The 12818-nt window shown below is 33.7% G+C and carries 16 protein-coding genes and 1 pseudogene; 14 read left to right on the top strand and 3 right to left on the bottom strand.

The window, feature by feature from the left end; genetic code table 11:
* Positions 1-5: 5 nt before the first annotated feature.
* The 3 genes from ribE to DMB91_RS06440 are packed head-to-tail and all read left to right on the top strand — an operon-like array spanning position 6 to position 1490.
* Positions 6-632 carry a riboflavin synthase gene (gene ribE / locus DMB91_RS06450; protein ID WP_034904459.1) on the top strand — a complete coding sequence of 209 codons (627 nt, stop codon included), beginning with the start codon at positions 6-8 and terminating at the stop codon, positions 630-632.
* A complete protein-coding gene (locus tag DMB91_RS06445) occupies positions 596-1273 on the top strand; it encodes a polyphenol oxidase family protein (RefSeq protein WP_034904457.1) in 678 nt (225 codons plus the stop codon). The genes ribE and DMB91_RS06445 overlap by 37 nt, the downstream gene beginning before the upstream one ends.
* A gap of 13 nt (positions 1274-1286) precedes the next feature.
* Entirely contained in the window at positions 1287-1490 is a 204-nt protein-coding gene (locus DMB91_RS06440) for a hypothetical protein (protein WP_409513471.1), read from the top strand.
* A gap of 36 nt (positions 1491-1526) precedes the next feature.
* On the opposite strand, the gene DMB91_RS06435 is transcribed toward DMB91_RS06440, so the two are convergent.
* Both DMB91_RS06435 and DMB91_RS06430 read right to left on the bottom strand, forming a co-directional pair.
* Complete coding sequence (locus tag DMB91_RS06435) at positions 1527-2747, bottom strand: sensor histidine kinase (protein WP_034904451.1); 1221 nt, start codon at positions 2745-2747, stop codon at positions 1527-1529.
* Positions 2734-3405 (bottom strand): response regulator transcription factor, encoded by a 672-nt coding sequence (locus DMB91_RS06430; protein WP_143116870.1) that lies wholly within the window; start codon positions 3403-3405, stop codon positions 2734-2736. The genes DMB91_RS06435 and DMB91_RS06430 overlap by 14 nt, the downstream gene beginning before the upstream one ends.
* 115 nt (positions 3406-3520) lie before the next feature.
* On the opposite strand from DMB91_RS06430, the gene DMB91_RS06425 reads away from it, so the two are divergent.
* Both DMB91_RS06425 and DMB91_RS06420 read left to right on the top strand, forming a co-directional pair.
* Complete coding sequence (locus tag DMB91_RS06425) at positions 3521-4114, top strand: bacteriohemerythrin (protein WP_034902955.1); 594 nt, start codon at positions 3521-3523, stop codon at positions 4112-4114.
* 9 nt (positions 4115-4123) lie between these two features.
* Positions 4124-4381, top strand: a complete 258-nt coding sequence (locus DMB91_RS06420) for a ribbon-helix-helix domain-containing protein (RefSeq protein ID WP_034902952.1) — start codon at positions 4124-4126, stop codon at positions 4379-4381.
* Here DMB91_RS06420 and DMB91_RS06415 read toward each other — a convergent pair whose 3' ends face one another.
* The gene (locus DMB91_RS06415) at positions 4382-4732 is read right to left on the bottom strand and encodes a Fur family transcriptional regulator (RefSeq protein WP_034902949.1); all 351 of its coding nucleotides are present in this window, start codon (positions 4730-4732) and stop codon (positions 4382-4384) included.
* A 191-nt stretch (positions 4733-4923) separates the two neighbouring features.
* On the opposite strand from DMB91_RS06415, the gene DMB91_RS06410 reads away from it, so the two are divergent.
* The 9 genes and pseudogenes from DMB91_RS06410 to DMB91_RS06375 form a co-directional block, all read left to right on the top strand.
* Positions 4924-6321 (top strand): metal ABC transporter solute-binding protein, Zn/Mn family, encoded by a 1398-nt coding sequence (locus DMB91_RS06410; protein WP_052043141.1) that lies wholly within the window; start codon positions 4924-4926, stop codon positions 6319-6321.
* A gap of 113 nt (positions 6322-6434) precedes the next feature.
* Complete coding sequence (locus tag DMB91_RS08880; RefSeq protein WP_156104086.1) at positions 6435-6575, top strand: hypothetical protein; 141 nt, start codon at positions 6435-6437, stop codon at positions 6573-6575.
* A pseudogene (locus tag DMB91_RS06405) lies at positions 6575-7339 on the top strand (metal ABC transporter ATP-binding protein). Before DMB91_RS08880 ends, DMB91_RS06405 begins: the two are co-directional and overlap by 1 nt.
* Positions 7323-8126 (top strand): metal ABC transporter permease, encoded by an 804-nt coding sequence (locus DMB91_RS06400; protein WP_034902942.1) that lies wholly within the window; start codon positions 7323-7325, stop codon positions 8124-8126. The pseudogene DMB91_RS06405 and the gene DMB91_RS06400 overlap by 17 nt, the downstream one beginning before the upstream one ends.
* A 105-nt stretch (positions 8127-8231) precedes the next feature.
* Positions 8232-9131, top strand: coding sequence for an ATP phosphoribosyltransferase (gene hisG / locus DMB91_RS06395; RefSeq protein ID WP_034902940.1), 900 nt, complete (start codon positions 8232-8234; stop codon positions 9129-9131).
* 11 nt (positions 9132-9142) lie between these two features.
* Complete coding sequence (hisD, locus tag DMB91_RS06390; protein WP_034902939.1) at positions 9143-10429, top strand: histidinol dehydrogenase; 1287 nt, start codon at positions 9143-9145, stop codon at positions 10427-10429.
* Positions 10426-11490: a bifunctional histidinol-phosphatase/imidazoleglycerol-phosphate dehydratase HisB gene (hisB, locus tag DMB91_RS06385; protein WP_034902936.1), complete on the top strand. Its 1065-nt coding sequence runs from the start codon at positions 10426-10428 to the stop codon at positions 11488-11490. Before hisD ends, hisB begins: the two co-directional genes overlap by 4 nt.
* 180 nt (positions 11491-11670) lie before the next feature.
* Positions 11671-11850, top strand: a complete 180-nt coding sequence (locus DMB91_RS06380) for a hypothetical protein (protein ID WP_034907165.1) — start codon at positions 11671-11673, stop codon at positions 11848-11850.
* 103 nt (positions 11851-11953) lie between these two features.
* On the top strand, positions 11954-12818 hold an 865-nt coding region (locus DMB91_RS06375), incomplete at its 3' end, for a hypothetical protein (protein ID WP_143116869.1).

Genomic DNA, 12818 nt, shown 5'->3' with positions numbered 1-12818 from the left:
TAACAATGTTTAATGGGCTTATAAGAGAAATTGCTGAAGTTAAGGCTTATAAGAACAATATCTTAAGCCTTAAAGCCTCTTATAAACCCAAACTTGGCGATAGTATAGCTGTGAACGGAGCATGTTTAAGCGTCATTAAGCTAGCACAAGACGGCTTTGATGTCGAGCTTTCAAAGGAAAGTAGGAGCCACCTTGCCCTTGAAAACTACAAAGACAAAGTGCATATAGAACCGGCTCTAAGGCTTAGTGATAGGATAGATGGACACTTAATGCAAGGGCATATCGATTTTATCGCTACCTTAGAAAAAATCGAAAAAATCGAAAATGGAGTGGATTTTTATCTTCAACTTCCAACCAAAGCCATGCCCTTAATGAGTGAAAAAGGTAGCATAGGTGTTGATGGCGTAAGTCTTACCATTAATGAAGTTTTTACAAGTAGCATACGCTTAACTATTATCCCTATAAGTTTTAAAAAAACTTTATTTCACAGCTATAAAATAGGGCGCAAAATCAATATAGAAAGTGATTTGCTCGCTCGTTACACTTTAAGATGGCTTGGGTGCAAAAATGCAAAAACAGATCAAAAGGAACTTTCTTGGGAACACATAGATCGGATTTCTTTTCTTTACTAGATAATGAAAAAGCTGGGGCTTTTATGGCTTATAATGCTGATTTTATGGGTTTTAGAGCTCAAATTTTAAACAAAAACCTTTTTACGCATCACGCACCAAATATAAAAAAATGCGTTTTTATGGAACAAATGCATTCAAACAAGGTTGAGCTTTTTAATGAAAGTAAAAGTGTTTATACTTGTGATGGCTTAATCACAGATCAAAAAAATATCGCCCTTTGCGTTTTAAGTGCAGATTGCTTGCCTTTGCTTTTATGGCATGAAAAAGGCTATATAGGAGCTTTGCATTCTGGACGAAAGGGCTGTTTTTCAAATATCTTAAACGAAGCTATACAAAAGATGAGAGCGAGCTTTGATACAAATTTAGATTTAGCACAAATGCACCTTTTTATCGGTGCATCAATTTGCAAGCAAAATTATGAAATAAATGGCGAGGTTTTAGCCGAAGCTATGGCTCATTTTAAAGACTTCGTAGATGAAAACAAGCTTGATTTAAAAGCCTTAGTTAAAGCCCAAGCTAAAAAACTTCATATTGCTCATATTCATGATAGTAGAATTTGCAATTTTGAAGACAAACGCTTTTTTTCTTACCGACGCGATAAGAGCGAACAACGTTTTGTAAGCGTAATTTATCTTAAGTGAGTAAAAAATGTATATGCAAAATAAAGACTTAAGAGTGCTTAAAACCATTCAAAAAGCAAGAGAGTTTTCAGACTTTGAGCTTTCAAATGAACAGCTTGTTAGTGATTTGATCAAGGCTGAATTAGCAACTTTAAACATAGAGCAAAGAGAGTACATCACTTCTTTTTTAAACCAGCTTATAGAAAGCAAAAACAAAGCCTTACTCAGTAACAAATAAACTCGGCTCAAGACATTTACACAAAAAAAACAAAACTCACCAATTCAGCACAAATTCCGTGCCTTCGCGTAGCTTTGAATTACATTTTATGGTGATTTTATATTCCTTGCAAATATCTTGTACAAGGCTTAAGCCTATGCCAAAACCGCCTTGATCTTTATTAAAACGAGCATAACGATCAAAAATCTTTTTCACACTCTCCTCATCGATCCCACACCCACTATCTTTGATTGAAAGGGTATTATCTTTGAGTTTTACTTGTATAAAGCCACCTTTTTTGTTATATTTAATAGCATTATTTAAAAGATTATCAAACATTTTATTGATTTTACTTTTGCTCGCCACCAAAAAGTTATTTACCTCAAGTTCTATGCTTAAATCCAACTTTTTTTGCTCAAAAAAGAGCTTAAAATACTCAAGCCTTTCATTCACAAGCTCTTTCATATCAATCTTTTCTTCTTCATTTGAAATGGTATCTGGAAAAGTATAAAAAATCAAATCCGAATACGTCTGACTCAAGGTTTTTGCAGCAAGCTTCATACGTTTAAATTTAACCTCATCAAGGATATTTTTTTGCTGTTCAAGCCTTTCAATGCTAAGCAAAATCACACTTAAAGGCGTATTAATCTCATGCGTAAAGTCTTTGATAAAACTATTTAGGGTTTTAATCTTGTTTTCAAGCGGTTTTATAGCAATTTTTACCAAAAAATAAGAAACTAAAGCGATGAGTAAAAAAGAAAATAAAGCACCTGCAAAAACTTTTGATCGAATAAGCATCACATCATCGCTCACATCTTCACCCACAACAAAAGTCCTCAAAGCCCCATCTTGTATGCTCTCTCGCTCAAAATCTTTTTTTCTATCATCCTCTTTTTGAAGATAATAACTCGTTGAATCCATAGCCGCTATATAAAAGGCTTTGTTTTTATAAATTCCCCTTGTGCGAATGCTTACATTAAGATCTTTTGGGGTAAAATCCAAACTTGAACAAAGAATTTGTTTTTCATCAAGTATGGCAAATTTAAGACTTGAAACATTACTTATATCTTTGCATGCTTGAGTAATTGGGGTATATTTAGAGTTTATCACGCTTAAAACTATAGTTCTGTGAGCATCCTTTAAGTCTGAAGTTTTTACATTAACAAGCTCTTCATAGAGTTTTTGATACCACAAAACAAAGAAGATAAGCAAAAAAATACCTGTTGTTACAAGATAAAGGCTAAGGATTGACCTAATTACCCATTTAGCCTCTGTCATAGCAATACCCCCTGCCACGTTGGTTGATGATAGAATCCTTACCGAGAATTTTTCTTAAATTTTTCACATACGCTCTTAAACTCAACTCACTTGGCTCTTCATCATAATCCCAAAGCTCTTCAAAAATCTGTTTCACGCTCACAAAACGATTTTTGTGCTTTAAAAGCAAAGACAAAAGCTTAATTTCCTTACTTGGCAGGGTAAGGGCTTTATCATCTTTGTATAAAATTTGAGAAGAAAGAGAGAATTTATAATTATCGCCCAAATCCTCGTAATTTTCATTTTTATGAGCAAAAGAACGCTTTAATATACTTTCAACACGCAAAGCAAGTTCAACAAGCTCAAAAGGCTTTCTGATATAATCATCACAGCCCGCATCAAAGCCTTCCTTTAAATCACTAGCCGTATTTAAAGAAGTAAGAAAAATAGCTGGTGTGTTTTTGCCTGCTTGCCTGAGTTCCTTAAGCAAAGAAAAACCATCGCCCAAAGGCACTTTAACATCTAAAATCCACAGATCAAAATGCTTTTCATAAGCAAGATTTAAAGCTGCTTCAGCATCATTTACCAAACTTATTTCATACCCCTCATCAATCAGAAATTCCTCAACAAGCTCACTAAGATTAATATCATCTTCAAGCAAAAGAATCTTCGCTGCCATTTCTTTACCTTTTGTTCTTAAAATATAAATTTTTTATTATATTTTATAGCACAAAAATTAATTTTTGTGCTATAATGAAAGGAAAAATTCATACTTTGCTTTAAGGACAATCATTATGCTCCCAAGGTGGGATAATTCTTACAGCGTATATAACGCTAAAGTCGACGAACAGCACAAAAAGCTTTTCGAGCTTGCGGCTGAAGTTGAGCAAATCTCAGATAGATCTGTAGATAAAACAAAGGTAAAAGACTTACTAGCTGGCTTTTTTAACTATATGAAAGAACATTTTCATGATGAGGAAAAATATATGCAAACTATAGGTTTTCCAGACCTTGATCCTCATAAAAAAATTCACAAAGATATCATTCAAATGATGATTGATCTCATTAAAAATATTCGTAGCACAAATGATTTAAAAGAAAAACTCTATGTAGCAGCTAAAAAATGGCTTTTAGAGCATATTTTGTTTGAAGATATGAAAGTCGCTGAATACAGAAAGTCTCTTCTTGCTTCAGAAGATGGTAGCGATATTAGCTTTGAAGCAAGTGATGATGATGATACACAAGTGTATAGTTATTTTTATACCTGTGCTTGTAAAGGAAAAATTCACGATGTGCCTTTTAATGTTCATCAAAAGATACAAAAAAATAAAAAGAAATTTAACTGCAAAGTCTGCAAACAAACAATTAAATTTTACAAAACCACTTAAAGGGAAACAATGAAAAAAAAAGAAGTTAAAGCGTGCTATTTTAGACTACCGGCAAACTTAAAACAAAGGCTTGATAAACTCAGCAAAAAAAGTGCAAAGCCTAAATCAAAACTTATCATAGAAGCTCTTGAAGCTTATTTTGAAAACTATGACAGTGACGGCGAGGATTTTTCATTTGCCATTGATGCTTTAGAAGAGCTAAAAGATGGAAATTACGACAAGGCAAGCAAAAAAATCGATAAAGCAGTAAAAAAATTACAAAAATAATCAAGCATTTTCATCACACTGATCGCACACTCCTTTAGCGATCACGCTTTTAACTTTGCCTTTGATTTTTGGCATTTTAAAATCCGTGATTTTATGACACACGTCACAAACAAAATGAGCTTTTGCACCCAAAGCCAACTCATAAAAACTCTTTCTTTCAAGCGTGCTTTTACTCACTATACCTTTTTCTTCAAAAAGCTGTATATTGCGGTAAAATGTGGTTTTGTTCGCCTCTAAATGAAAATCATCAAAACTCAAAGGCTCATTGGCACTCGCTAAAATTTCAAGCATTTCAAGCCTTAAATCAGTAAGAGCGATACCTTGTTCTCTAAGAAGTTCAACCGCGTTCATTGCTTTGCTTTCTTTGTTAATTTTTGCATATATTTTAGCAAATTTTTAGCTAAAATTTGCTTTTTTGCAAATCAAATTTTATTTTGCAACTTTAATTTTTAAAAACAACTTATTTTTTAAGTTGCAACTAAGTTGCATTTGTTATAATTCACTCAACTTTTTACAAAAAGTATTCAAAAAAGGAAAATTCAATGAAAAAAACTCTCGCAAGCCTCATCTTTGCCCTACCTCTTCTTGCAAAGCCTATCATCAGTGTTAGCATACCGCCACAAAGTTATTTCGTGCAAAAAATAGCTGGAGATAGCGTAGAAATCAATGAAGTCATATCGCCAAATACAGACGAGCATAATTTTGAATTTAAACCCTCAACCATGCAAAAACTTGAGCAAAGCGATATTTATTTTACCATAGGGCTTGAGTTTGAAAAGCCTATGATATATAAATTTAAAGATACATTTAAAAATCTTAGCATAATAGATACCAGAAAAGATATAAAGCTACTTTACACAACTTTTGAGTATGCTCATCATGAAGAAGAAGCTGAACATAAAACGCATTTTGAACATAAGCATGCCCCAGTAGTATTTAAAGATAGCGAGGTAAAAGATAGGACTATAAATGATTATCAAGGCGAGTTTTACTCAGTGTATCCACTCTTGCTTGATGATAGCTTAGATGAAATATTTTATCTTAAAGCTCTAAACAACAAGCAAAGTAAAAATGAGATCAAAGCTTATTATAAAGAAGGCTATAAAAGCGATATTGATAAAATTCTCATTAATAACGACAATATAAGTTTTTATAAAAAAAATGAAGTTTTAAAAGGCACTTATGCGTATAAAGGGTTTAAAATCTTTACCTATGAAAGCGGTAAAAAAGGCGTGCGTTATCAGTTTGAAAATACTGATAAAACAAGTAAAGCCCCTAAATTCGTGCAATTTAGCGATCATCAAATCAGCCCAACAAAAAGCAATCATTTCCATATCTTTATAGGTGATTTAAGCTTTGAAGCACTTAATAAAAAAATGCTCAATTGGCCTACTTTTTACTCAACATTACTTTCTAAAGAACAAATCATAGAAGATCAAATCACTCATATTGAGCTAGGAAATGATCCACACATCTGGCTTGATCCACTTTTAGTAAAAACTCAAGCACGCACCATAACACAGGCTTTAAGTAAGCAATATCCACACAATAAAGCCCTTTATGAAGCTAATTTAGCCAAATTTCAAAATGAACTTGACGCCTTAGATACTAAGATAAAAAGCCTTTTAAAGGATAAAAAAGACAAGAAATTTATAGTTTATCATCCAAGCTGGGCGTATTTTGCAGCAAGGTATGATCTAGTGCAAGTGCCAGTTGAGATTGAGGGTAAGGAGCCAAAACTTAAAGACTTAAAAACTTTAATAGAACTTGCAAAAAAAGAAAAAATACAAACCATATTCGTGCAAAAAGGCTTTCCTCAAAGTGCAGCAAAGCTTTTAGCTAAAGAATGCGGTGCGACTATAGCAGAGATCGATCATCTTTCAAGAGACTGGGAAAACGAACTTTTAAAGAGTGCTCAAAAACTTTCACAAAGCTTTTAGGATAGTTTTGTATGCTTCGTTTGCTTATGATTGTTTGTTTGTCTTTTTGTTTTGCAAAAGCTTGTGCTTTATTATTTATACACCTAAAACACACATTAGCATTGAGCTTATACATGAACATAACACACTTAAAGGAACAAATTGAGCTTACTTTTTTAAATGCCAAAAAAACACAAAGTTATCAAACAACGCTCAATTTAAGCGATTTTATTGCCATTTTAGCCGCTTTTAACGCAAAATCTGGAGTATTTTAATGAAACTTTTTGAACTTTCAAAGCTAAATTATGCTTACGATAAAGAAATGGTGCTTAAAGATATAAATTTAAGCTATGATACAAAGGATTTTTTAGCTATCATTGGACCAAATGGAGGCGGTAAATCAACGCTTATAAAGCATATCTTAGGACTTTTACCCTGTGCTAATTTTAAATTTAAGGCTTTAAAAACGAATGAAATTGGCTATGTTCCTCAAAACACACTTGTGAATGAAAACTTTAGTATAAATACGCTTGAACTTGTTTTAATGGGACTTATTAATGAAAAAATCTTTGGCTTTTATAGTAAAAAAGATATAAATAAAGCTCTTGAAGTCCTCGAAAAAGTTAGCTTAAAAGAATTTGCATATAAAAATATCAAAGATTTAAGCGGAGGGCAAAGACAAAGAGCTTATATAGCAAGGGCTTTGATAAGTCCATGCAAGCTTTTAATCCTTGATGAGCCAAGTGCTAGCCTTGATAGTAAAAGTGCTTTAAATATCTTTGAGTTTTTACGCTCTTTACATAAACAAGGCATAGGAATTATTAGCATTTGCCATGATATTAATATAGTGCTTGCCTTTGCAAACAAAATCGCTTATCTTAACAAAGAACTCATCTTGTATGATAATGATAAGCACAAAGCAAAGCTCCTTACTCATCTTCAAACCTACTAGCATTTTTGTGCGGTAGAAATGAGCTTTGATGAATGTCTTAGTTGCGAGCATACACACAAAAGGAGTAAAAGTGTTGGATATGTTTGAATTTTCTTTTTTTCAAAATGCTTTTTTAGCATCTATTTTCATCAGTTTAGCTTGTGGGATAATTGGCTCTTTAGTGATGATAAACCGCCTTTTTTCAATGGCTGGAGGAATCACTCATGGAGCATTTGGCGGTATAGGTTTGGCGTTTTATTTTTCTTTGCCTTTGCTTTTATGCACCTCGCTTTTTACGCTTTTTTTAGCTTTAATCGTAGCTTTTTTATCCAAACGTTATCCTCATAGAAGTGATAATTTCATCGCTGTTATTTGGGCATTTGGAATGGCTTTGGGCTTGATTTTAATTGATTTAAGTGCGGGATATAAGAGTGATTTAATGGCGTATTTGTTTGGCTCGATTTTAGCCGTTTCAAGTGCTGATTTATGGCTTATATTTGGTGCTAATTGTCTTTTTATAGTGCTTGTGCTTGCTTTTTATCGCCAATTTGTTGCCATAAGCTTTGATCAAGAATTTGCCTTACTTCGTGGTGTAAATACAAGCTTTTTTTACTATTTACTCATTTGTATGATCGCCTTTTGTATAGTCATTTGCATGCGTTGTGTGGGATTGATTTTAATCATTGCCTTACTTAGCATTCCTTGTTTTATCGCTGAATATTTTACTCAAAAACTTTTAAAAATGATGGCTCTAGCTTCACTTTTAAGCTTTATCTTTTGCTTTTTAGGGCTTATTTTAAGCTTTGTGCTTAATCTTAGCAGCAGTGCAAGTATCATCATGATAGCCTGCCTAGCCTTTGTGCTTGTATTTATAGTAAAAAGAAGAAAAAACTAAACAAGTAAAATATCAAAAAAATTACTTCTTTTTCAACAAAAATTCAGGCAATTTATTAGATTTTATGATAAAATAAGGCTTTTAAGAACTAAGGTTAAAAAAGCTATGCAAGAAAATTCTCGTTTAAAAATTGCGATTCAAAAATCAGGTCGCTTAAGTAAAAGCTGCCTTGAGCTCTTAGAACTCATCGGCGTAAAAGCTCATATCCACGAACAAAGCCTCATCGCTTTTGCGACAAATTTAGAACTTGATATCTTACGTGTTAGAGATGATGATATACCGGGGCTTGTTTTTGATGGGGTAGTTGATCTTGGCATTATAGGAGAAAATGTACTTGAAGAAAACGCCTTAGAACGAAGCCTAGCCAAAGAAAGCTGTGAATATATCTTGCTTAAAAAGCTAGACTTTGGACATTGTCGCTTATCTTTGGCAATGCCTCAAGATACCGAATATAAGGGCTTAAAAAGCTTTAATGGCTTAAGGATAGCAAGCTCATATCCTCAGCTTTTAAAACGTTTTATGCGTGAAAAAGGCATAACTTACAAGCACTGCACGCTTACAGGTTCAGTTGAAGTTGCACCGCGAGCCAATTTAGCTGATGCTATTTGTGATCTTGTCTCAAGTGGGGCAACTTTACAGGCTAATGGACTTAAAGAAGTTGAGGTGATTTACACTTCAAAAGCGTGTTTGATCCAGAAAAAAGAAAACCTAAGCAAGCAAAATCAAGCCCTGGTGGATAAGCTTTTATTGCGAATTCAAGGTGTATTGCAAGCTAGAGAAAGCAAATACATCATGCTTCATGCTCCAAAAGATAAGCTTGAACGCATAATCTCTTTGCTTCCGGGCATTGAAAATCCAACTATTTTGCCTCTTGCTCATGATGAAAAAAAGGTGGCTTTACACATGGTAAGTCAAGAAAATCTCTTTTGGGAAACTATGGAAAGACTTAAAATGGAAGGTGCAAGTTCAATCTTAGTTCTGCCTATAGAAAAAATGCTTAAATGAAGGAAGAAAATATGCAAATTTTACATTTTAATAAACTCACTCAAGAAGAACAAAAAAAAGCCCTTAAACGTCCGGCTATAGAGCGTAAAGATGAGCTTTCAGCCTTGGTAAAAGGCATTATTGATGAAGTAAAAAATAGAGGCGATGAAGCTTTGATAGCACAAGCCTTGCGTTTTGATAAGGCTGAAATCTCAAGCATAAAACTCACTCAAGATGAGATTAACTTAGCTTGTCAAAGAGTAGATGAAAATCTAAAAAAAGCCATTATCACAGCTTATGAAAATATCAAAAAATTCCACCAAGCTCAAATTTTTAAGCCCCTAGAACTAGAAACTACACAGGGCGTAAAATGCGAACTAGTGAGTCGTCCCATAGAAAAAGTTGGACTTTACATACCAGGAGGACTAGCTCCGCTTTTTTCAACAGCTTTGATGCTAGCAATCCCTGCAAAAATAGCAAATTGCAAAAAGGTAGTTTTAGCAAGCCCAGCTAAGATCAATGATGCTGTGCTTTTTTGTGCCAAGCTTTGTGAGGTAGATGAGGTATATCAAATGGGCGGAGCTGGAGCCATAGCTGCACTAGCTTATGGCACACAAAGTGTAACTCGGGTAGATAAAATTTATGGACCAGGAAATGCCTTTGTAACTGAAGCTAAAGCTCAAGTAAGTGCTGATATAAATGGGGCTGATATAGACATGCAAGCTGGACCAAGCGAGGTTTTAGTCATCGCTGATGAGGCAGCAAATGCTGAGTTTGTAGCTAGTGATTTGCTTTCTCAAGCCGAGCATGGAGCGGATTCTCAAGTGATTTTAGTGTGTTTGAGTGAAAGTTTTGCCCAAAAAGTAGGTAAAGAGCTTGCTTCTCAGCTTGAAAACTTACCGCGAAAAGAATTAGCCTCAAAGAGCTTAAGTCATTCAAAAATCATCATAGCTAGTAATTTAAACGAAGCGGTGCAAATTTCAAACCAATACGCTCCAGAGCACTTAATCATACAAACTGCCTCTCCAAGAAGTTTGCTTGATAAGGTGCAAAATGCTGGTTCAGTGTTTTTAGGAGCCTTTTCTCCTGAATCAATGGGCGATTATGCAAGTGGAACAAATCATGTTTTACCAACTTATGGGCTGACAAGAACACGTTCAAGCTTAAATTTAAGCGATTTTACTAAAAAAATGACTGTTCAAGAATTAAGCTGTGAGGGCTTTAAAAAGCTTGCAAAAAGCGTTGAAATTTTAGCACATGCCGAGCATTTAGACGCACATAAAAATGCTGTAAGCTTGAGGTTAAAAACTTTATCATGAGTGAAAAAATCCTATTTATCGATAGAGATGGCACTATCATTGAGGAGCCAAAGAGTGATTTGCAAGTTGATAGCCTTGAAAAACTTCGCTTTGAAAAAGGAGTTATCCCAGCCTTGCTTAAGCTTAAGAATTTTAATTTTAAATTCGTGCTTGTAAGCAATCAAGACGGGCTTGGCACAAGCTCTTTTGCTCAAAAAGACTTTGAGCTAGTGCAAAATAAAATACTTGATATTTTAAAATCTTGCGGAATAGAATTTCAAGATATTTTCATTTGTCCGCATTTTGAGCATGAAAATTGTGCATGCAGAAAGCCAAAAACTGCACTTTTAAAAGACTATATCATCCACCAGCTTTATGATAAAAATCAAAGCTTTGTTATAGGCGATAGAAAAACTGATATGATTTTAGCTCAAAACTTGGGCATACAAGGCTTGCTTTATGAGCCAAAAAAGAACACTTGGGAAGATATTTGTAATACTATCTTAAGCTCTTTTAGAACGAGCTTTGTTCAAAGAAATACCAAAGAAACACAAATCAGCATTAAAGCGTGCTTAAATGGAGGCAAAAGCCAAATTCAAACAGGGATTGGCTTTTTTGATCATATGCTTGATCAAATAGCAGTGCATTCTGGCATAGCCCTTGAGATACATTGCAAAGGGGACTTAGAAATAGATGAGCATCACAGCGTTGAAGATGTAGCACTAGCCCTTGGAGAGGCACTTAAAAAAGCTATAGGCGATAAGATAGGTATAGCAAGATATGGCTTTTGCTTACCTATGGATGAAAGTCTAGCACGTTGTGTGCTAGACTTTTCAAACCGCCCTATTTTGGTGTATAAGGCTAAATTTAAGAAAAAAAAGCTAGGCGAGCTTAGCACTGAGATGATAGAACATTTTTTCTACTCACTAAGCTATGCGCTTGGCATAAGTTTGCACCTTAAAGTAAAAGGTAAAAACGATCATCACAAAGCTGAAGGGCTTTTCAAAGCCTTTGCTAAAGCTCTTAAAATGGCGATAAAAATAGAAAATGAAAGTCTTGCTAGCTCTAAGGGTATGCTGTGAGTTACCCAGAGAAAATCAAAATGAATTTTTACAAAAACATATATACAGAATTTGTAATAATTTACCAAACATCTACTTTTGTAAGCAAGAAAAGTTTATATAATACTTTAAAAAATAAAGCATAATTTAATCTATATAAAATGAGACTCTAAAGGTGTTAAAGTTCTTAGCCTTGATGAGATGAAAGAGGTTAAGGGTGGGTATCTTTATAAGCCTTTTAGTGCAAATTGGTATGCTAATCAAGGCAAGCCTTATCCTAGCAGTTATGGCTATAATTCATCAAATTCTATTTTGGTTCAAGCTGGACAAGAGGCGATTAAAAAATTATCAAGGCCTGTTGGATTGCCGTGGAATTACTAAGATTTACCAAGTTTAATTCTATTTTCGAATTTTTTGGTATAAACTTTTTCGTTTTTCTGCTGATTTAGTTTTAAAACATTGATTTTAGAAAAAAGGCAGAAAAATGCAAATCAATTTCTTAAATCTTAATTCTACTTTTAACGAAAGCGTTTATAAAGCTTTAAAACCCGGAGATAGTATTGATACTAACGCGAACATAAAAGATTATCTTAATAATCAAAACTTATCAAGTAAATTTAAAAATAAAGTCTTTTTTACTGATATTGTAAGCGGACGGAGAATTAGTGTTAATTTAAGTGATGAGAATTTAAAAGATTTGCAAAATGCCTTTGGCACTTCCCAAGTTAAACAAAACAAAGATGGCACTTATGGGCTTAGCGGACAAGCTCAAAATTTAGTAGCAGGTTGGTTCGGTGATATAGCTTATCAAAGAGGCTATTTAGAAGCAGATATTGATAAAAATGGCTCTTTAGACGCAAATGAATTTGGTAATACAAGAAGTGGAGTAGGAATTGATGCTAATATAACTTACCAAAATGATAAAATTTCAGTTCAAACTCAAATTTATTCTTATGGTCAATTTAACAAACAAAAAAAATATTTGGATAATCTTGGATATACACCAGAAAATTTCAGCCATAAAATAACTGATTCCACCTTCAGCATAACCCAAGAACTCAATAATACTTTGAGCAAAGACAAAGACAAAGACGGATTGCTTACACTGAGTGAGTTAGTAGTGGATAAGGATAAGTCCGAGTCTGAATATAAGTTTGCTTTAAGACAAATTTTAGGAAACCAACAAAAAGCTGAAAAATTAATTGGCTCAGGGCTTAAATATGTTAAATTAGATCTACGCGATCTTTTTATTGATTTAAAAAAAATGCTTGAGGAATTAGAAAAGATGATGAAAGAAGCTTTGATGAAAGAATTAGGTCTTACAGGTAATCCTGATAATTATGATTTAA

This window comes from Campylobacter sp. MIT 97-5078, assembly GCF_006864455.1.
GTDB lineage: Bacteria > Campylobacterota > Campylobacteria > Campylobacterales > Campylobacteraceae > Campylobacter_D.
This window is presented reverse-complemented; position numbering and strand designations above follow the sequence as displayed.